Annotated in this window: 23 protein-coding genes and 1 tRNA gene; 14 read left to right on the plus strand and 10 right to left on the minus strand. The window is 42.5% G+C overall.

The features are described from left to right. Nucleotide 1: 1 nt before the first annotated feature. Nucleotides 2-205: a DUF6485 family protein gene (locus tag TH606_RS00190; RefSeq protein WP_068540381.1), complete on the plus strand. Its 204-nt coding sequence runs from the start codon at nucleotides 2-4 to the stop codon at nucleotides 203-205. Here TH606_RS00190 and TH606_RS00195 read toward each other — a convergent pair. From TH606_RS00195 to TH606_RS00205, 3 genes are all read right to left on the minus strand, one after another. After that, nucleotides 202-951, minus strand: a complete 750-nt coding sequence (locus TH606_RS00195) for a DUF4197 domain-containing protein (protein WP_068540383.1) — start codon at nucleotides 949-951, stop codon at nucleotides 202-204. The two genes, TH606_RS00190 and TH606_RS00195, sit on opposite strands and share 4 nt — an antisense overlap. Before the next feature lie 23 nt (nucleotides 952-974). Beyond that, nucleotides 975-1,051, minus strand: a tRNA-Arg gene (locus tag TH606_RS00200). A 304-nt stretch (nucleotides 1,052-1,355) separates the two neighbouring features. Further along, nucleotides 1,356-2,081: a PEP-CTERM sorting domain-containing protein gene (locus tag TH606_RS00205; protein ID WP_068540385.1), complete on the minus strand. Its 726-nt coding sequence runs from the start codon at nucleotides 2,079-2,081 to the stop codon at nucleotides 1,356-1,358. Nucleotides 2,082-2,391: 310 nt separating this feature from the next. Here TH606_RS00205 and TH606_RS00210 point away from each other — a divergent pair, with 310 nt between their 5' ends. The 13 genes from TH606_RS00210 (at nucleotide 2,392) to TH606_RS00270 (ending at nucleotide 14,684) form a co-directional block, all read left to right on the plus strand. Further along, on the plus strand, nucleotides 2,392-3,210 hold the full coding sequence (locus tag TH606_RS00210) for a DUF4198 domain-containing protein (protein WP_068540387.1): 819 nt from the start codon (nucleotides 2,392-2,394) through the stop codon (nucleotides 3,208-3,210). Next, nucleotides 3,210-3,815, plus strand: a complete 606-nt coding sequence (gene cbiM, locus TH606_RS00215; protein WP_068540389.1) for a cobalt transporter CbiM — start codon at nucleotides 3,210-3,212, stop codon at nucleotides 3,813-3,815. The genes TH606_RS00210 and cbiM overlap by 1 nt, the downstream gene beginning before the upstream one ends. A 1-nt stretch (nucleotide 3,816) precedes the next feature. Next, entirely contained in the window at nucleotides 3,817-4,422 is a 606-nt protein-coding gene (locus tag TH606_RS00220; protein ID WP_068540391.1) for a hypothetical protein, read from the plus strand. Beyond that, nucleotides 4,419-5,147 (plus strand): cobalt ECF transporter T component CbiQ, encoded by a 729-nt coding sequence (gene cbiQ / locus TH606_RS00225; RefSeq protein WP_068540393.1) that lies wholly within the window; start codon nucleotides 4,419-4,421, stop codon nucleotides 5,145-5,147. The genes TH606_RS00220 and cbiQ overlap by 4 nt, the downstream gene beginning before the upstream one ends. A 9-nt stretch (nucleotides 5,148-5,156) precedes the next feature. Next, nucleotides 5,157-5,864, plus strand: a complete 708-nt coding sequence (locus tag TH606_RS00230; RefSeq protein ID WP_068540395.1) for an energy-coupling factor ABC transporter ATP-binding protein — start codon at nucleotides 5,157-5,159, stop codon at nucleotides 5,862-5,864. A gap of 426 nt (nucleotides 5,865-6,290) precedes the next feature. Continuing rightward, nucleotides 6,291-6,920: a redox-sensing transcriptional repressor Rex gene (locus tag TH606_RS00235; RefSeq protein ID WP_068540397.1), complete on the plus strand. Its 630-nt coding sequence runs from the start codon at nucleotides 6,291-6,293 to the stop codon at nucleotides 6,918-6,920. A gap of 53 nt (nucleotides 6,921-6,973) precedes the next feature. Then, entirely contained in the window at nucleotides 6,974-7,975 is a 1,002-nt protein-coding gene (gene obgE / locus TH606_RS00240) for a GTPase ObgE (RefSeq protein ID WP_068540399.1), read from the plus strand. Beyond that, complete coding sequence (proB, locus tag TH606_RS00245; RefSeq protein WP_068540401.1) at nucleotides 7,948-9,096, plus strand: glutamate 5-kinase; 1,149 nt, start codon at nucleotides 7,948-7,950, stop codon at nucleotides 9,094-9,096. Before obgE ends, proB begins: the two co-directional genes overlap by 28 nt. Before the next feature lie 89 nt (nucleotides 9,097-9,185). Further along, nucleotides 9,186-9,971, plus strand: a complete 786-nt coding sequence (locus TH606_RS00250) for a ParB/RepB/Spo0J family partition protein (protein ID WP_068540403.1) — start codon at nucleotides 9,186-9,188, stop codon at nucleotides 9,969-9,971. Then, on the plus strand, nucleotides 9,961-11,139 hold the full coding sequence (amrB, locus tag TH606_RS00255) for an AmmeMemoRadiSam system protein B (RefSeq protein WP_231887712.1): 1,179 nt from the start codon (nucleotides 9,961-9,963) through the stop codon (nucleotides 11,137-11,139). Before TH606_RS00250 ends, amrB begins: the two co-directional genes overlap by 11 nt. 12 nt (nucleotides 11,140-11,151) lie before the next feature. After that, the gene (locus tag TH606_RS00260) at nucleotides 11,152-11,649 is read left to right on the plus strand and encodes a 4Fe-4S dicluster domain-containing protein (protein WP_068540407.1); all 498 of its coding nucleotides are present in this window, start codon (nucleotides 11,152-11,154) and stop codon (nucleotides 11,647-11,649) included. Continuing rightward, on the plus strand, nucleotides 11,637-12,464 hold the full coding sequence (locus TH606_RS00265; protein WP_068540409.1) for a heterodisulfide reductase-related iron-sulfur binding cluster: 828 nt from the start codon (nucleotides 11,637-11,639) through the stop codon (nucleotides 12,462-12,464). The genes TH606_RS00260 and TH606_RS00265 overlap by 13 nt, the downstream gene beginning before the upstream one ends. Before the next feature lie 60 nt (nucleotides 12,465-12,524). Continuing rightward, a complete protein-coding gene (locus tag TH606_RS00270; RefSeq protein ID WP_068540411.1) occupies nucleotides 12,525-14,684 on the plus strand; it encodes an LPS-assembly protein LptD in 2,160 nt (719 codons plus the stop codon). Between the two features lie 17 nt (nucleotides 14,685-14,701). On the opposite strand, the gene TH606_RS00275 is transcribed toward TH606_RS00270, so the two are convergent. The 7 genes from TH606_RS00275 to TH606_RS00305 all read right to left on the minus strand — a co-directional run bounded on the left by TH606_RS00275 (nucleotide 14,702) and on the right by TH606_RS00305 (nucleotide 19,690). Further along, nucleotides 14,702-15,172: an N-acetyltransferase gene (locus TH606_RS00275; protein ID WP_068540412.1), complete on the minus strand. Its 471-nt coding sequence runs from the start codon at nucleotides 15,170-15,172 to the stop codon at nucleotides 14,702-14,704. Next, on the minus strand, nucleotides 15,169-15,840 hold the full coding sequence (locus TH606_RS00280; RefSeq protein WP_068540414.1) for an SPOR domain-containing protein: 672 nt from the start codon (nucleotides 15,838-15,840) through the stop codon (nucleotides 15,169-15,171). Before TH606_RS00280 ends, TH606_RS00275 begins: the two co-directional genes overlap by 4 nt. After that, nucleotides 15,840-17,507: an arginine--tRNA ligase gene (gene argS, locus TH606_RS00285; protein WP_068540416.1), complete on the minus strand. Its 1,668-nt coding sequence runs from the start codon at nucleotides 17,505-17,507 to the stop codon at nucleotides 15,840-15,842. The genes TH606_RS00280 and argS overlap by 1 nt, the downstream gene beginning before the upstream one ends. Further along, a complete protein-coding gene (locus tag TH606_RS00290) occupies nucleotides 17,504-17,842 on the minus strand; it encodes a hypothetical protein (RefSeq protein ID WP_068540417.1) in 339 nt (112 codons plus the stop codon). The genes argS and TH606_RS00290 overlap by 4 nt, the downstream gene beginning before the upstream one ends. After that, the gene (locus tag TH606_RS00295; protein ID WP_068540419.1) at nucleotides 17,835-18,041 is read right to left on the minus strand and encodes a CooT family nickel-binding protein; all 207 of its coding nucleotides are present in this window, start codon (nucleotides 18,039-18,041) and stop codon (nucleotides 17,835-17,837) included. The genes TH606_RS00290 and TH606_RS00295 overlap by 8 nt, the downstream gene beginning before the upstream one ends. Nucleotides 18,042-18,247: 206 nt before the next feature. Beyond that, nucleotides 18,248-19,267, minus strand: a complete 1,020-nt coding sequence (locus TH606_RS00300; RefSeq protein WP_068540476.1) for a radical SAM/SPASM domain-containing protein — start codon at nucleotides 19,265-19,267, stop codon at nucleotides 18,248-18,250. 57 nt (nucleotides 19,268-19,324) lie between these two features. Beyond that, nucleotides 19,325-19,690, minus strand: a complete 366-nt coding sequence (locus tag TH606_RS00305; protein ID WP_068540423.1) for a DUF5320 domain-containing protein — start codon at nucleotides 19,688-19,690, stop codon at nucleotides 19,325-19,327. Nucleotides 19,691-19,726 lie beyond the last annotated feature (36 nt).

Raw genomic sequence — 19,726 nt, forward strand, 5'->3', positions numbered from 1 at the left:
TATGGAGTGTCAAAAAGAAAAAAATCTTGCTCGTTGTAATTGTACTTACGAACCCTGCTCCAAAAAAGGTATTTGCTGTGAGTGTTTGAGTTATCATTTATCAAGGCGTGAGCTTCCAGGGTGCTGTTTTCCACCTGAGGCTGAGCGCACCTGGGACCGTTCTTTTGAACACTTTGCTCGTCTGGTAAGGGAAGGAAAAATTTAGTTCTGGGTAGCTTTTTTGAATAATTTTTTTAAAAGCTCGGTGGTTCTAGCAGCAGGGTCTTTACGAATACGTTCTTCTTCCTGAGCCAATACAGTGAAAAGGCCTTCTAAACTTTTTTCGGTAACATATTTATCCAATTCTAGATTTTTTTGGTCTAAATAGCCAAGATAACTTTTAATGGTGGGAGACGATATAAGCTGCTGGTATTTTTGGGTTACACCTATGCGATTTAAATTTTCCCTCACAATTGGTAAAAATTTTTGGTAAAGCTTTGGCCAGGTTTTTTCACGGAAATAATTGGTAACAGCGTGTTCTCCGCCGTTAAAAAGGTTTTTAACATCTTGTAAGGTTATACTTTTAGCTGTTTCTAAAAATATAGGCCAGGCTTCTTTGACTGCCTTTTCTGCCGCCTGGTTGAGGCTTATTTCAAAATCATCCGCCTGCTTTTCAAAGCCCAGTTTTCTCATGAAATTGGTGGCTTTATCCAAAGGGGCAGGAGGTGGAATGCGAATAAGTTCATTGTTTAGAAAGCCTCCATCCTGTCCGGTTTTATCAACTGTTCGCTTTAAGGCCACTAAAAGCAATTCTTTTAAACCTTTATTTAGGTCGGTTTCTGTTAAACTTTCTTCTTTTGATGGACTGGTGTTCTCTTTTATTATTTTTTGAAAGCTTTCCCAAAAACCAGCCTTAACAAAAGCAGGATTTAAGATCAGGAAAGAAATTATAAGTATGAGAATATTTTTCACTAATTAAACCCCTCCAAAAAAGATGGCGCGCCTGGGAGGACTCGAACCTCCAGCCTTTGGATTCGAAGTCCAACGCTCTATCCGGTTGAGCTACAGGCGCTTAAAAATATTAAGCCATAATAAGTAATTTTTGCCAAGTTTTTTATAAAAGATAGAAGACTTCACAGGTGTCGTGGTGACCTCAGATCCTTTCGGTATCGCTAGGGACAGAGATTGCTTCGCTACTTCGTAGCTCGCAATGACTGGCACACTTTGTCACTGCGAGGAGCCTTTTCCATATTGTCACTGCGAGGAGCGCGCAAGTGCGACGAAGCAGTCTCAGGGGGATAAGAGAAGCAGTTTTGATTTTGAGCTTATAGTAATTTAAAAAGGGGGTGAAGCTTCACCCCCTTTTTGACTTTAGATTACTTTTTGTTAAGGCGTTTACGGGCAACCCCTAAAGCGATGAGCCCACCAGCACTTAAGAGGAGTACTGTGCTGGGTTCAGGCACAGCGGAAACTTTGAAATCAGCCGTTCCTGTTCCGTCTATAATACCGTTTGCTCCACCAAGAATATTATCAATAGTGGTAATATCAGCATTAATAGTGGAATCTAAGTTATCAGCCGTAAGGGTTAAAATTATCTTTTTAATTTCGTCTCCAGGTTCAGCCAGGTCTGTGCCAGCATCATCTTCATAAAGATACCAGCTGAAAATAGCGTTTTGTACTAAGTAATCTCCTAAACTAAAAGAATAGCCACCATAAGTAATGTCAATTTGAGATACGTAAAAATCACCTAAACTAAAGCTTCCACTGCTGGAAAGAGGGGCTTCCCAGGTGCCAATATAAGAAGTTCCTAAGTTATTATCAGCAAATTGATGGCCATAACCAAAATCAAGAGAAAAGCTGTCTATCTCTAAATACCAATCATAAGTACCTGCTGGTGGATTAGGTAAGGTAAGCCCTGTGATGTTGGAAATTTCAAGGGTTAAAGGACCATTAGTTGGAGTAGGTGGAGTATTTGTAGGATCAGAAAAACCTGTTAATGCAAAGTCAAAAGTAGTGTTATAGGTCCAGGTGTAGGCCCTGGCCCCAACCGCTAAAACCATCAACAAAAGAAATACCAAACTGCCAAAAATTAACTTTTTCATGATTTACCCCCTAAAATTTTTGGTGATTTTTAATATGCAATAAAAATGCCTATTTATTATTTTTCTCCAATTTTTCTAAATGTATTGATATTAAAGCAATTTTTAGTTCATTGTTTTTAACTATTATATATTCCGATACTCTAGATAAGAAAAAATTTTCCCTTGTGGGAAAAAATTTTCCACTGAAGAAGGATTGATAAAAATCTCTCTATAGATAAACAACGGGCAAAATTTTCTTGACATAAAATCTAAAAATTATTAATAACTCGATGTTACTGATATTAATATCGTAACATTAAGGAGGTATAAAATGAAAAAATTTTGGTTGGTGTTACTGGCTTTGTTTTTAGGGTTAAGTTGTAAGGCCTGGGCTCATTTCCAGTTACTTATTCCTTCAAATGATATTGTAACGGTAAATGATGGGCGCCGGATAGAGCTTTTCTTAAATTTTACCCATCCCATGGAAGGTGGTCCAAACATGGAAATGGTTCGTCCAGAGGCCTTTGGAGTATTTGTGAAAGGGAAAAAATATGACCTTTTAAATTCCCTGCAAAAAATAAAATTACCCATTTATCCCAACTGGCATCCTGAAGCAGCTAAAGAAAAGGGCACAGCCACAGCCTGGAAAGCTATTTATAAGCTCCGTCGTCCAGGAGACCACATTTTTTATGTAGTTCCAAAGCCCTATTTTGAACCTTCTGAAGAAAAATTTATTCTTCAGATTACCAAGGTGGTAGTAAATGCTTTTGGTGCTGAAGAAGGATGGGATTCTCCCGTTGGCCTTAAAGCTGAGATAATTCCTCTCACCAGACCTTACGGTTTATGGGAAGGGAACACTTTTCAGGGACTGGTACTTATCAATGGTAAGCCAGCTCCAAACCTTGAGGTAGAAGTGGAATACTACAACAAAGACGGCCGCGCTCATGCCCCAAAAGATCCTTTCGTTACCCAGGTTATCAAAACTGATGAAAACGGTGTTTTCACTTACACTGTTCCCTGGGCTGGCTGGTGGGGTTTTTCTGCCTTGGGAGATGGTGGTATTCTTAAAAAAGATGGTAAAACTTATCCGGTAGAACTTGACGCTGTTATATGGATTAAGGCTTATCTTCTCCCCAAAGGAGTTAAATAATGCACATTTCTGAGGGGGTACTTTCGGCCCCGGTACTTATAGCCGGGGCCTTAGGTACTGGTATTGGGACATTTATTGGCTTGAAAAAGATTTCAGTTGAAAAAGTTCCACAAATAGCCCTTCTTTCAGCGGCTTTTTTTGTGGCTTCGTTGGTGCACGTGCCTTTAGGGCCAAGTTCTGTCCATCTGGTTTTAAATGGGCTGGTAGGTATTCTTTTAGGCTTAGCCACCTTTCCAGCCCTTCTGGTAGGGCTATTTTTACAGGCCCTTATTTTTCAATTCGGAGGGCTCACTACCCTGGGAGTAAATACCTTTAACATGGCCTTTCCAGGAGTAGTGGTTTATTATTTATTTGGTCCGCTGGTAAGGTCTTCTCGCTCTTTGATAGCAGGAGTTGGGGCTTTTTTGGCTGGAGCCCTGGCCATTCTTTTAAGTGGTATTCTGGTAGCCTTTGAACTTACTTTTACCGGGGAAAGTTTTAAAGCGGCAGCTAAACTCATTTTGGCGGCCCATCTTCCGGTTATGATTATTGAAGGGATTGTTACCGTGCTTTTAGTGAGCTTCCTTAAAAAAGTGCGTCCAGAAATTTTTGGTCAGGAGGTTTGAAGTGAAACATTTTTTTGTCTTTGGGGTGATAGCCTTTTGGATCTTACTTAATAGCCCGGCTATAGCCCATAAAATAAATATTTTTGCTTACACCGAAGGTAACACCATTCAGGGAGAAGTTTATTTTAACGATGGCTCTCCCGCTAAAAATACCAAAATTACCCTTTATTCTGTTAAAGGAGATAAGGTTCTTGCTGAAACAAAAACAGATAAAGAGGGAATTTTTAAATTACCCATTCCCAAAGGTCTAAAAGAAGTAAAAGTCGTGGCCTGGGCAGAAATGGGGCATCGTGCCGAGATGAAACTAAAACTTTCCCAAAATAACGAAATAGCTTCTGCTGAAACTACTCAAGCCAAAGTCAAGCCAGCCAATTCTCAGGTTTTACCAGAAGTTGCCGCGGCAAATTCCATTTCAGAAGAACTGTTTAGAAAAATTATACGGGAAGAAGTTCGCAAAGAAATGGCTCCCCTTAAAAAGATGATTCAAGAGCTTGCTCGCCAGGCCGACAAGCCTTCTCTGGGAGAAATTTTGGGAGGCATAGGTTATATTTTCGGCTTATTTGGGGTCTGGGCATGGTTTCAAGCCCGTGGCAAACGTGGCAAATGAAGAAAGAAAATTCTTTTTTGAAAAGTTGTGACCCAAGAGTAAAATTTGTTTTAGCATTACTATATGCAATCATAGTAGCTATAACTTATAATTTTAGTTTGTTAGTTTTAGCTTCTATTTTTTCACTAATTTGTTTATTATTAAGTGGACTTTCATTTTTTTATTACTTAAAAAGGTTAGGTTTAGTAAATTTATTCTTGGTTTTTGTTTTAATTACTTTGCCATTTACTACCCCTGGTGAAGAAGTTTTTAAAATTAAGTTTTTATCAGCTTCAAAAGAGGGAGTCAGTCTGGCCTTTCTAATTTTTTTTAAATCAAATTTAATTATTCTTACCACCACGGCCCTTTTATCAACTTCGTCTATCTTTGAGCTGGCTCACGCCCTTCATCATCTATTTTTACCTTCAAAACTTGTTCAGTTGCTTTTTTTTACTTTTCGCTATTTACATGTGATTGAAAAAGAGTTCTGGCGTTTGAAAGATGCGGCGGTGGTGCGTTGTTTTGTCCCCCGTACCAATTTATTTACCTACCGTACCATGGCTTATCTGGTAGGAAGCCTTATTGTGCGCAGCTATGACCGTTCCCAAAGAGTTTATGAGGCCATGTTATGTAGGAGCTTTAATGGCACCTTCCCTGTATATCATCATTTCCATTTAAGGAAAAAAGATATACTTTTTGGAATTTTTGGTGTTACCTACCTCGTTGCTATTTTAATTTTGTGTTAAAATTTTCCTATGGCTTTACTAGAAATACGTAATTTGTGTTTTGGCTATCCCCAGCATTCGGTGTTTGAGGACTTTGATTTTTCTATTTTCCCTGGAGAAACAATAGGCCTGATGGGGCCAAACGGGGCAGGAAAAACCACGCTTTTACGTCTCATAGTGGGCCTTATAAAACCTCAGCGAGGTGAAATAATTTACAAGAATAGGATATGTCGAGAGGAAAAGGATTTTCGTTTTCTCAGGCGAGAGGTGGGCCTGGTTTTTCAAGACCCTGATGACCAACTTTTTTGCCCCACGGTAGCTGAAGACATAGCTTTCGGGCCGCTTAATTTGGGGGTGCCCAGGGAAAAAATTCCTGGCCTGGTGAAAGAGACTTTAGATATTCTGGGGCTTTCTGGTTTTGAGGAAAGAGTTACTTATCGCCTCTCTGGCGGAGAAAAACGCCTGGTGGCTCTGGGTACAGTGCTAGCTATGAAACCCAAGGTGTTACTGCTTGATGAGCCAACAGGAGACCTTGACCCCAGAAACATTGAAAGACTTAGCAAAATTCTTAACAAACTCTCGGCGGCAAAAGTGGTTGTATCGCATGATTTAAGTTTTCTTAAAACTATAGCTGAAAAGATATACTGGCTTGAGGATGGGAAGCTTTCTCTTTACTATGATGTTTCTTCTTACGATTCTTCGCGTTTGATTTCTCTTGACAGAAGTATTTTTCATTAATGAACCAATTATGGTTGCACAAAAGAAGACCATTTCTGAGCTGTCATTGAGTCCTTACTTGTTATTACGAGTCCCTTCCATGTTATTGCGAGTCCCTTCTTTTTAATTGTTTTAATTGTGGGCCCCCTTCTCTGTCATTGCGAGCGAAGCGAAGCAATCTCAGATACTACTCGCGCTTTAGACTATTTCGCCTGTCCCGAGCGAAGCGATATATCTCTGAGACTGCTTCGTCGCGCTTGCGCGCTCCTCACAGTGACAGAGGGCTAGTCATTGTGAGCCCCGCCAGGGGCGAAACAATCTCGTCAAAGCAATCCTTGTTGCGAGGCAACACTGTCTCCGAGGCGATCTCAACCAGTCTCAGAATATTTTGAAAAGATCCTTTTAAATATTTGACGTCTTAAAACTACTTTGCTAGAAAATTGAAAAATGGCAGAGTTCAAAATTCCTGGCATAACAGTATATAGGCTTGCCTTATACGCCCGTACCCTTGAAAAATTATTAGAAGAAGGTAGAGACCTTATCAGTTCCGAAGAACTGGCCAGGGAGTGCGGGGTAAACTCCGCTCAATTGCGTAAAGATCTTTCTTATTTTGGCCAGTTTGGCGTAAGAGGGGTTGGCTATTCTATTCCCGGTCTTTTAAAGCATATACGCCGTATTTTGGGAACAGAAAGAGAATGGTTTATGGTGCTCATGGGGGCTGGCCACCTGGGTCAGGCCCTTCTTAACTATGAGTTTTTACCTAAACGCGGCTTTAAATTCGTGGCCGCTTTTGATGTAGATGAAGAAAAAATAGGCCGGGTTATCAACGATGTCTATATTTATCATGTTAATCAACTGAGTTGGGTTTTAAGAGAACACCCTGCAGAGATAGGAGTTATTGCTACACCGGCTAGCGCGGCCCAAGAAGTAGCTGACCTTTTAATAGAAAACAAAATAAAAGGCATTCTTAATTTTGCTCCTGTACGCATAAAACACCCGCCTAACGTAGTAGTAGAAAACTCCGACCTTACCATACTATTTGATAAACTTGCCTTTTATCTCAAACGGCTGGACTAGTTTAATTTCCTCTTTATTCTTTAAACCAGAAGTAATGTAGATGGGAGCAGATTATGCCTAGATTTGTTGACCAGGCCAAAATTTATGTAAAAGCAGGGGATGGCGGAGCTGGTTGTGTGAGCTTTCGCCGAGAAAAATATGTTCCGCGCGGTGGCCCTGATGGTGGTGATGGGGGTAAAGGAGGCGATGTAATTCTTGAAGCCTCAAGTCAGCTTCACACCCTTTATGATTTTTATCATCAAACCCATTTTCGTGCTGAAAATGGCCGGCCTGGTATGGGCAAAAAGATGAAGGGCCGTGACGGTAAGGACCTTATTCTCAAAGTTCCTGTGGGCACCGTCGTAAAAGATGCTGAAACAGGAGAGATTCTATACGATTTCACCAAAGACGGCGAAAGGTTTGTCGTAGCCAGGGGAGGCCGTGGTGGAAGAGGAAATGCCCGTTTTGCCACTCCCACACGCCAGGCCCCTCGTTTTGCCGAACCTGGAGAACCTGGCGAAGAACGCTGGATTATTCTTGAACTAAAACTTATCGCTGACGTAGGTTTAGTAGGCCTTCCTAATGCCGGAAAATCTACTATTCTGTCGCGTATAACAGCGGCCAGGCCCAAAATTGCTGATTATCCGTTCACTACTATTACTCCCAATTTGGGAGTGGTAAAACTCGATGAAGAGCGCTCCTTTGTGGTGGCAGATATTCCCGGGTTAATTGAAGGGGCACATAAAGGTGTAGGGCTGGGTCTTGATTTTTTACGGCATATAGAACGCACCAAGGCCATTTTATACGTATTAGACGCTTCCAAAGGGGAAGAGTGTCTAAAAGACTTTGAATTACTCCAAAAAGAGCTGGCCCATTATCATCGTTGCTTATTAGAAAAGCCATCAGCTATTGCCCTTAACAAAATAGACATTGTTCCTGAGCGTCAAAAACTAGAGGAACTGAAGGCCCATTTTGAGAAAAAGGGCTATCCAGTGTATCTTATTTCAGCGGTAACAGGTGAAGGGATAAAAGAATTATTAGAAGGATTATGGCGGCTAATTCAACAAACACACTAGAGCAAAAAAAAACCTATCTAGAGCGTGTAAAGCGCATGGTGGTAAAAGTGGGAAGTGCTGTTATCACCGGCGAAGATGGTCTTTCTCGGCAGGTGATAAATAATCTTTCTGCTGAAATTTCTCGTTTTGTTAACCAGGGCTATGAAGTGGTTCTGGTTTCTTCAGGAGCCATTGCCTGCGGGCGTAAAAAGCTGGGTTTCCCTAAAAGGTCATTTACTCTTACGGAAAAGCAAGCTTTAGCCGCTACGGGTCAAGCAGGGCTTATTCAGTCGTATGAAGAATATTTCAACCAATATGGCCAAACAGTGGCTCAAATTCTTCTTACTCGCACAGACCTTGAAGACCGTCATCGTTATCTCCTGGCGAGAAATACTATTTTAAAACTTTTACACTGGCGAGTTATCCCCATCATAAATGAGAACGACACTGTAGCTGTAGAAGAAATTCAATTTGGAGACAACGACCTTTTAGCGGCTATGGTAACAGGACTTATAGGGGCAGATATTTTGATCTGCCTTTCAGATATTGACGCCCTTTATGATAAAGACCCCCGGGAAGACCCCTCCGCCCGGCCAGTGCGTATCGTGGAAAAAATAGACCCTTCTGTGGAAAAAATGGCCGGTAAAAAACCCGGGCGTCTGGGTCGGGGAGGCATGGTTTCCAAGCTCAGGGCGGCCAAGATGGTTACTTCCCTGGGAGTGCCTATGGTGATAGCCCCAGGGAGAGAGCCCATGATACTTGAAAAAATTTTTGCCGGCGAAGAGGTTGGCACCTTTTTCCTGCCAGCCAAAAAGATCTCTGCTCGTAAGTTCTGGTTAGCCTATCATCCAAGGCCTGAAGGGGCTCTTATTCTGGACGAGGGAGCGGTGAAAGCCTTAGTAGAAAAAGGAAAAAGCCTGCTTCCTGCGGGAATAAAAGAGGTGCGAGGCACCTTTGTTAGAGGAGCTTGCGTAGAGTGCCTGGATGAAAAAGGCACGCGGGTAGCTATTGGCCTAACTAATTTTTCCTCTGAAGAGATTCAAAAAATCAAAGGCTGTCACTCTAGCGAAATTTGCCAGAAACTAGGCCTGGGACTCCACGACGAAGTTATTCACCGGGATAATCTGGTTATCTGCGAATAATCAAAGAGTCTTACTTACTCTAATTTTTGCCTGTCCCTTTTCTGAGACCTATATTTTCTTTGAGAAGGGATAAGGAGGTAGCTATAGCTATGAAAGAACTTTGTCGTTATAAAGACCCGGTGAAAAAACAGGAGCTTTGTTTGTCTGTATTCAAAGTAGATGAAATCTTAATACCGTCTTTTCAGCGGGATATCTCTGAGGGCCTTAAACGCAATCTAGAACTGGCTATAGAAAAACTGGGGTTTTTGCATCCCATCATAGTGGTGGAAGGTGAAGAGGGCTACTACGTAGTTGACGGCCGTCACCGCCTGGAAGCTCTAAAAGAGTTAGGTTATGAGGAAATTATTGGCATTATTGCTCCTAAGGAATTGGCCCTCCATATTCTGGAATTTAACACCGAGAAACCACCCAACGTAAAAGAAAAATCAAAGCAGGCCTATCGCCTTTTTCAGGAATTTTTAGCCAAAGAGCCTCAAACCTTAGAATTTGACCTTATCAGTTTTTTCAAAGAGCCTTCGCTTATTACCTTTGGTTTTGTTCTTGAAGAGGTTGAACCAAAGTTTCCGGCAAGTTTTTACGAGTCTTTTGTTTCTAAAATTGACCAGTTTTTGCACGAGCCTTTGGAAGAAGCAGCCCGGGAAAGACGCCGTCGGGCGGAAAAATTGGTAGAGCTAAATCACCAGGTTAATGAGACTTATGCCCGATTAGGCTTGACAAATGCCCTGCTTAAAGGAGAAATTGTCCGCAAAGCTGTACAACGGGCTTACGGAATAAGAGTTCGAAAAATTGATGATGACTTTTATGAAGCTATAGAAAAAATAAAAGAGGCCCTAGCCGAGATATCACCAGAAGATGTCGGTGGCCATGAAATATAGCCCTGATTTTCGTCCCAAACTAAGAGCCGTTGATATAATTCCGTTTAACTGGCAAGGAAAAGAAGCCTTCCTTTTGCGAGACCCTCTGGCTTATAGTGAAAACCCTTTAATAGTTCCCAAAGAAATGGCTTCTCTTTTGTTAGCCCTTGATGGAAAGCACTCGTTAAGGGATATTCAGGTTATCCTTACCCGACAGCTTGGTCGTTTAGTAATGCTTGAAGAGATTGAAAATTTTTTGGCCACTCTTGAAAAGCATCTTTTCCTGGAAACGGATTACTTTATTGATAAAAAGCGGAAACTTGAAAGAAATTTTAGCCAGGCGGTGGTAAGGCCTTCTTCTCACGCTGGCCAGGCCTATCCCAGAGAAGCAGAAGAGCTAAAAGTTTTTCTGAACCAGATTTTAAGCCTCTGGCCAAAGCGCAGCGATTATTTCCCGCGGATAATAATTGCCCCTCATATTGACTTACAGGCCGGTGCTAGAACTTTTGCCGCTGCTTACCAGGGGCTTTCCTGGCCAAAAGGAGCCAGGGTTATTGTCTTAGGCACAGGCCATTTTTTAGAGACACCCTTTTCCCTGGCTTACAAAGACTTTGAAACCCCTCTTGGGCTGGTAAAATATGACCGGGAATTTGTAACAGAGCTCAGCCAGAGGGTAGATGGGGACTTGCGCGGCCATGAATGGGCGCACAAAAGTGAACATTCCATTGATTTTCAGGTGATTTTTCTAAAGTATTTGTTAGAAGACTTTTGGCTGGTGCCTATTCTGGTAGCTAACCCTCAGGGCCAGCAACAGGTCTTTAAAAAACTGGTCAAGGCCCTAAGGCCTTTGATTGATGAAAATATCTACGTGGTAGCAGGGGTTGATTTTTGCCATTTGGGTTTGCGTTATGGAGACCCTACTCCTGCCTCTGAAAAAGAAAAACAAAAGGCTAAAGAGTTTGACTTTAAGCTTTTACAAAAGGTCCTGGCCTTTGATGCCAATGGGATTTATGAAATGCTTGAAAGAGATGATTATTACAAGGTCTGCGGCTTTGGCCCTCTTTATCTTTTAAGCCTTATTTTTGAAGGAGAGAGATTATCAGGAAGAATCCTTCACCAGGAAGCAGTAGATTTTGGCGAAGGGTCAATTGTTTCTCTTTCGGCGGCTGCTTTTTTTGACAAAAAATGATATAAGGTTTTTATGGAGAAAATAGCTGAACGGGATTTTTCGTTTTGTCTTACCTGCCAAACCTGCACTAACGGTTGCCCCTGTGTTTCTCTTATGGATTATCTTCCCCACCAATTAATGCGCCTTTTACAATGGGAAAAGTTTGAAGAGGCCTTAAATAGCAAGGCCATCTGGGTTTGTGTGGGTTGTAACGCCTGTACTCAGGCCTGCCCAATGGGTATAGAAATACCCGAAATTTTTGACATTTTGAGGCAGGAAGCCATAAAGGCCGGGCTGGTAGCGGAAAAGGGCATTTATGAATTTCACCGGCAAATGTTATTATCTTTAAAGCGCCACGGCCGGGTTAATGAATTTGAACTTACTCTGGCTTATAAATTAAAGGAGCGCCGCTTTTTTGAAGATGTAAGGCTGGGCTTGAAAATGTTTGCTAAAGCAAAGATAAAGCTAAAACCAGTTCGCCTAAAAGGGCGTAAACAAATCAGGGCTTTTTTTGAAAAATGTCCTCTGTAGCCACGTTTGCCTATTATCCTGGGTGTTCACTTGAAGGCCTGGCGGCTGAAGCCGAAGAAGCTTTTCTTAAAATTGCAGCTTACTGGGAAATTGAGCTGGTAGAAATTCCTGATTGGAATTGCTGCGGTAGCTCTTCGGCCCATAGCCTTTGCGGTGAATTAGCTCGTAATTTGACCTGGCGAGTGCTTGCCTCTTTACCAGACAATGTTTCTCAGGTGCTTACCTTATGCCCCAGCTGCTTTGACCGCCTGAGAGTAGGGCTTTTTGAAGCCAGAAAAAGTCCAGAAGATTTTTCTAATCTTTTTGACCAAAAGCCCAATCCTTCCTGGGATATAAGGCATTTCGTAAAAGTTTTAGCAGATTTTCCCTGGAAAAAAATAAAAGGAAAACCCCTTTCAGGCTTGCGTATAGCCCCTTATTATGGCTGCTTGCTTTACGGGCCAGCAAAGCTTCCGCCTCCCATGGAAGATGGCCTTATGGAAAAAATGCTCACAGCCTTAGGGGCAGAGGTTATTCCCTGGCGCTACGTTAAACAATGCTGTGGAACTTATCTTTCGGTAGCCAAACCAGATTTTGTTTCAGGGATTGTACGGCGTATGATGATGGAGGCTCAAAGAATTCAGGTAGATTGCCTGGTTACCCATTGCGTCATGTGTCAGATGAACCTTGAGATGCGAGCTCCAGCCCAAATAGACCTACCAGTTTTTCATTTAAGTGAACTGCTTGCCCTGGGTTTAGGGCAAGCCCGTATTAACTGGTTTAAAAAACACCTTCTAGACCCTTTGCCCCTTCTTCTCAAAAAAGGTCTTTTATAGAGTCTTTTTTTTCTTTGAAAACTGAGCTAAAAAACCAGAAAGCTTTTCAAATTTCTGGCTATGAAAAAGTTCTTGGCTTGTCTTATTTTGCTTTTTTGGCCTATCTCAGGTTGGGCCGCCAACAAGTGGCATATCACGGCGGACACCCTTATCTTTTTAAAAGAAAAAAAACAGCTCATAGCTCAGGGCAATGTAATTGTAAAAGACTCTAGAATCACAGTTTATTGTTCCCGCCTGATTTATGAGCTTCCTTCAAAAATAGCCACCCTTTTTGGCCCTATAACCATTAAAACAGATAGCGATACCATAAAGAGTTCTTACGGCTGGTTAAACCTTGAAAGCTATAAGGGAGAATTTAAAGATGTTCATCTTTACCTAGCCCCAGGCAGGGTAAAGGCTCTGGCCTTTGAAATGACAAAAGTCCAAATATTAGCTAAAAAAATAAAGGTTTTGGGCCAGGAAAATTATCTTGCCCAAAAAACAATAATAACCACCTGTGATATTTGTGAGCATAAAAAGTGCTCCCCAGACTGGAGTTTTAGGGCCAGGAAACTCAAAGTATCGCCAACAGGGCGAGCTTCAGCCAGAGATATAACCTTCAATGTTAAGAAACTTCCCCTTTTTTACAGCCCTTATTTGAGCATAGGGGTAAAAACTAAACGGCACAGCGGTTTTTTGCTTCCTCGTTTGGTGCAAGGTTCACGGGAAGGTTTCGGCCTTGAAATCCCTTATTTTTGGGCGATAAACGACAGTTTGGACCTGACATTTTATTCTTTTTATACGGGAAAAAGAGGTTTTATGGCCGGCCTTGAAGGCAATTATGCTCTTACTTCTAAAAGTTTTGGTACTTTCAGGGCAAGGTACATTAAAGATCGCCTCAAAGACGATGACTATAACTCTGATGGAATTATTCGGGACAATGAAAACCGCTACTGGATAACCGGAAAGTTCGACCAGGAGATAGCTCGCGGCTGGCCTTTAAGGCTTGATATAGACATTTTATCTGACAAAGATTTCCTTTACGAATTTTTAGGTGGGCCACTTGGTTTTGACCAGAGCCATTCCTCTTATTTAAACCGTTTTGGCCGGGGGCTTGATGAAAAAAATAGCTTCTACCGCACCAATAGACTCTGGTTAACCCACCCCTTCGGCCATTACTTTTTCCAGGCAAGCTCTACTTACTACGATAGTTCCCTTCCAGATAGGCAGGAAAAAATTCTTAACCCCTTACTGCGTGTGGATTTTTCACGTTTAACTGCCCCGTTTTTGGGGCCTTTAAATTTCTCTTTAAGAGAAAACTATGTTTACTGGTGGCGAGAAGAAGATTTTCGGGGGCACCGGCTTGATTTAACCCCGGAGATAAGCCTTAGTCCTTCGTTCTGGAAACCTTTAGACTTAAGAATAGCGTACCGCCTGATACATACGTCTTACCTGGTGGACTGGCAGGACGAACGCCAGGAAGAGTATCTGGAAAGAACCATCCAGGAACTTGAGGTCCAAACCGGATTAAATATTAGCCGCATTTACTCTTTTAACCGCTTTGGAGTGATAGGGTTTAAACATGTATTGAGGCCCCAGATAGCTTATCTTTATCGGCCACATACAAAACAGGATGACCTGCCCACTTTTACCGCTGAGGACCGGCTACCCAAAATGAATGTTTTAAATTACGGCTTACTACAGTTCGTAACTGCTAAAGAAAAAACTTCTGAGGGAAATATTCGCTATTCTGACTGGGTACGAATCTGGATACACCAGAGCTTTGATTTTGAGGAAGCTACCAGGGAATTGGAAGGCCCTGATGATAAACGCCGCCCTTTTTCCAATCTTTTTGCTGAAGGAGAAATAAACTTACTAAAGCAAATTTATATACGGGCCAGTACTTCTTATAACTTTTACGGCCTGGGATGGGCTACAGCCAATCTTTCGGCCGACCTGCGCAATCAAAAAGGTGAAAACATAGGTTTTGATTACCGCTGGGATAAAGTCAGGCAAATCAAACAAATAAATTTACGTTTACGCAAAAACGTTTATCGCGGTTTCTGGTTTGCGTATAGTGCCAATTATAGCTTAAAAGAAAAAGAGCTATCGTCTTCTTCTATGGCTTTTGAATACCGCAGCAAATGTTGGTGGGCTGTTGTTAGAGTATATTACAATCCAGATGAAACGCGTTACTCTTTTTATATAAACCTGGTGGGCATAGGTGGCTGGGGACGCTAAAACAGGTATCCCATTTTCTAAAAGTCTTCCTGGCTAAGCTTTAATATTAAGGCTTCTTCGTCACATTCTGGAAATTTAGGACATTTTACACAATCGGCCCAAACCTTGTGGGGAAGTTCTGTCTTTTCAATATCTTTGAAACCCAGTTTGCGAAAAAAAGCAGGGGCATTAGTTAAAACAAAGACTTTAGGCACTCCCAATGTCCTGGCCTCGTCCAAACAGGCCTTAACCAGGTTAATACCCACGCCTTCACCTTGATACTCTTCGCTTACCACCAGTGAGCGAATCTCCGCCAGGTCTTCCCAGCAAATATGCAGGGCGCAGGCTCCAGCCACTAAATCTTTTCTTTCTGGAACAAAGACAAAAAATTCCCGTATGTTTTCGTAGATTTCCGCTAAAGGCCTGGGAATAACCTGGCCGGTCTTAGAGAAATGAGTTATCAGGCGATGTATATCCCTGGCGTCCTGTAAACGCGCTTTTCTAATCATGAGTTACTTATTTTTTGAATGTAATAACTTTTCAGCTTTTCTTTGGCTTTTATCTTTTCTCCAAAGACCTTTGCTTCCTGGAGAGAGGCAAAACGCCCTACATAAACCCTGTACCAGGTGCCTTTTTGGGGAAGTGTTACCTTTTTAATGGTGACGTTATAGCCCTTATCCCGCAAATAAGAAGCAAACTTTTCGGCATCAGCGCGACTACGTAACGAGGCCACCTGTACCGCATAAAAAGTTTTTGGCTTTTGTTTTGGCGGTTTAACCGTTTCTTGCTTTTTAGGTGAAACCTTGGTTTTTGCTGAGCTTTCTTTAGTTGCTGGTTTAGGTATAGCCGGGGTGGCTGTTATAGCTTTTTCAGGTTCTGTTTTTTCTGGCATTCGGGGAACTGGTTTAGGGCTTTCAGGAGAAGGTTCTTTAACCAGTGGCGGAGGTTTTACTTCTTCAAACACTGGTGGAGGTTCTATCTTTTTGTGAGAAAGGGCTTTCTCGCTCACGGGAGCCCCAAGTGAGTGCACCTTGGTAGAAACCACCTTTTGGCCAAAATAAAAGCCCAGCACAAACATCCACACCAGCAGACAAATCAAAAGGCCAAAAGAAAATATTAAACCCGGCCAGCCTAACTGGAATTGAAACCTTTTTTTCTTAGCAGTTTTCTTAGCCATTACATCCTCTCTGGGGCACTGACACCTAAAAGATTTAATCCTGTTTTAAGGACTTGTTTTACCGCTTTGGCCAGTACCAGTCTAGCCCTGGTGTAAGCCAAATCTTCACTTAAAAAGCGGTATTTAGTGTAATAGTCATGGAGGGCTGTAGCTAAATCCAGGAGATAAAAGGTCAACAAGTGAGGTTCAAATTTAGTAGCGGCAGCTTCTATGGTGTCAGGGAAATAATCAAGCAATTTAAGAATAGCAAAGTCTTCAGGATATTTTAGGAGGCTTAGGTCAACTTCGTTGGCCTTGGGAGGGGTTATACCAGCCTCTTCAGCTTTGCGGAAAAGGCTTGCCAGCCGGGCATGGGCATATTGCACGTAATAAACCGGGTTTTCACGGCTTTGCTTTTTGGCAAGCTCTACATCAAAGTCAAGAGGGGAGTCTGCCCGGCGGGTAAGAAAGATAAAACGTGTGGCGTCTTTCCCTACTTCGTTTATCAATTCCCGCAGGGTAACAAACTCTCCCGCCCGGGTGGACATGCTTTTCAGTCTGCCACCTTCAAGCAGATTCACCATTTGAATGAGAATGACCTTAAACTGTTCTTCTTTAAGGCCAAAAGCCTTGATAACAGCTTTCATGCGAGGGACGTAGCCGTGATGGTCTGCTCCCCAGAGGTCAACAACTTCGTCAAAGCCTCGCACCAAAAACTTGTGATAATGGTAGGCAATATCCGCTGCAAAATAAGTAGGCTCGCCACTTGCTCTGATAACTACGCGGTCTTTTTCGTCACCGAATTCAGAGGCCTTAAACCAGATGGCCCCGTCTTTTTCGTAAAGAAGCCCCTTTTCCCTGAGAAAAGAAAGGGCCTTTTCAATATAGGTTTCCTCATGAAGGATTTTTTCAGAAAACCATACGTCGTAAGTTACACCAAAGTCTTCCAGGTCTTTTTTTATGCCATCAAGTATTTCTTTTACGGCAAATTCTTTGGCAAGATTTATGGCTTCTTCTTCAGGAAGATTAAAAAAATCGGGCTTTGTTTCAAGAAGGGCCCGGGCTATGTCTTTTATATACTCGCCGCGGTAGTGGTCTTCAGGAAAATCTATATTTTCTCCCTTAAGCTCTTTGGCGCGCAAATAGACAGACCGGCCGAGTATCTGCATCTGCCGGCCTACGTCGTTTATGTAATATTCTTTTTGCACGTTAAACCCGGCCATGGCCAGAATGCGGGCCAGAGTATCACCTACCGCTGCTCCGCGTCCATGTCCAATGTGTAAAGGCCCGGTAGGATTGGCAGAAACGAATTCCAACTGTATTTGACGCTGGGCGCCAAGTTCAAGAGCGCCATAGTTTTCACCAGCCTTTTCTATTTCCAGGGGGACCCTTTGCCAGTACTTTTTGGCAATAAAAAAATTGATAAAACCCGGGCCAGCTATTTCTACTTTTTCAAAAAGGTCCTGACGAAAGGCAAGCCTTTCGGCAAACCAGGCCGCAAGTTCACGCGGATTTTTTTTGGCCTGGCCGGCCAAGCTCAAGGCTATATTGGTGGCATAATCACCGTGGGCCTCGTTTTTAGGGGGTTCTACCTGAAAGCGTTTTTTTACCTGTTCAGGTAAAATACCTTCTTTCTGGGCCTCTTCACAAAGTTTTTCAAGCTCTTGGTAGATTATTTTGGCTATCATGGCTTAAGAGTAACATCTCTGGTAAAATCTGGGCAGCGAAAAGGGCTTCCTGTATCACGAGTGAAACGCTTCTGGCAGGTCTCCCGCCAGGCACATACCGCACATAAAGCCAGTTCTTCAGCCAGAGAGCCAGATTCTTTTATAACCCTGGCTTCGGCCAATTTTAAGCGAGCGCTCCCTGCTAATAAGGCCGCTTCTCGCAGTTTCGCAGCAAGTTTGGGCTGGCCTTCCTCTTCGGCCTTGTCCGCCCATATTTCCAGCTCTTTGGCCTGGCTGGCCAGAGATTCCTCCCACGAGGCGAGTTTTTCTTCAATTTGCTCTGAAAATTTACTCATGTTGGTGCTTTCCTTTAGGCTTTATAAAAACTTTATGCTTTAAAAAATCTATTGCTACAATTTCTCCTTCTACCTTTTTGGGTTCTTCAAAAAATGACTTAAGCACCAGACCGTCTGGCTTTATTTCTATTTCCACTATGTCTCTCATAATTTCTTTTTCCTGTCCATCTTTAAGCCAAAGGGCTATAGCCTGACACATAAACCCTCCTTAAGCATCTTTAAAAAAACTCCCCCCAAGGTTAATTGTCAACCTTATTACTCAAGGCTTGTTTGTTAGGCTCTCATAATCTTTATAATAAACTTTTGTAAAATTTCTAACTAATGTGTCACTGCGAGAAGCGCGCAAGCGCGACTAAGCAGTCTCGGAGATAACTCGCTTCGCTCGGGACAGGCGAAGTCTATAAGTTAAAGGCCATAAGCCTTATAACAAGTCTTACAAAAAGAAGGAAGTTCAGGGAACTCAAGAAGTAAGCTCGCATAAAGGGCCCTTTCTCGCTTGAGATACTGCTCTCTAAAGGAATGGTAATCTCTATTAAACCAGACTTCTGAAAAGGAGTTTTTATTTAAATCACCGAAATAAACTTTGGGTAGATTTATTTCTTTATTTTTGAAAAATCTTGGCAAAAATTCATCTCGGGTGGGTAAGTGTAAATAAATGCAAGGGGTAATCTGGCCAGAAACAGTTATCAAACAAGATTCATGGGGCCTTTCAGCACAAATTATAACTTCTTCAGCTTTAATGGGTTTAGCTTCAAAAAGAATTCCTTTTTCCTGGGCTTTTTCTCTGGCCTTGGCTACGTGCTCAGCAAATATTTCTTTTTCTTCAGCAGGAGCTAAAAATAAGGCCTCTTTTGCTAAATCGGCAGAAGGAATATAATCAAGGTTATTGGCTATAACTTCGTCCACTCCGCATTCTCCGGCCAGCTCAATTAAAGCAGGTAGTTCTTCTATAGTGTTTCTCATCATGATGGTGGAAAATATCAGTTTAGGCCGATTTCTTTGCCTGGCGATAAATTTTACCTTTTCAATTATGGGCTTAAGGGCGCATTTCCTGATAGCGCGGTGTTTTTCTTCATCGGGACTTGCAATGGAAATGGCTAGATAATCCAAATTTTCCAGGGATCCAAAAACTTTCTCCAAGAAATAGCCGTTGGTAGTTAGGCCTACCCGGGTGTATTGGGCGACAATATCTATCATTTTTAGAATATCAGGATGAAGTAAAGGCTCTCCCCAGCCTTGTAGATGTACAAATTCAAAATTGGCAAAAGGAACCTTCTGGAAAAGTTTAAGTTCCATGTGTTTGGCTTGCCAGCGGGAATGAAAAAGGTGATGAGGGCACATCTTACAACGAAATTGACAGTGAGTGGTTATTTCTATTTGGGCAGAACGGAGCCTGGGAAGTTTTTTCTCAAAAATTTTTAGCATTAAACTAGCAAAAAAAGGCCGGGGAACTCCAGTTCCCACGGCCTTAAGGGAGGGGGATTATTCTTTACTTGCTTCTTCCTTAAGTTCTTTTTCTATTTCTTCTAGCTGTTCACGGTAAAAAGCGGCTTCTTCCTCAAGGAGCTTTTTCCTTTCTTCAGGAGAAAGGGACGCAAACCACCTACGCCAGCCAAACCCGCGGCCACGGCCCCAACCAAAACCGCCAAAGAAACGCCAACACCAGCCACGTCCCCAACCGCGGCCCCAGCCAAAGCCACGTCCACGACGCCAGCCGCGGCCCCAGCCGAAACCGCGCCCCCACGGCCCTCTAGCTAAAAGTTCCCTTCCTTCAGGTGTGCAAAGCCCGAGGCCTCTACCAGTCATAGGGCCTTCTCCCCATGGGCCTGTACGATCTAAACCCGGCATAGCCAACCTCCTTAGCTTGAATTCATTTTTAAAATA

It is taken from the genome of Thermodesulfatator autotrophicus (genome assembly GCF_001642325.1).
In the GTDB taxonomy this organism is placed as follows: domain Bacteria; phylum Desulfobacterota; class Thermodesulfobacteria; order Thermodesulfobacteriales; family Thermodesulfatatoraceae; genus Thermodesulfatator; species Thermodesulfatator autotrophicus.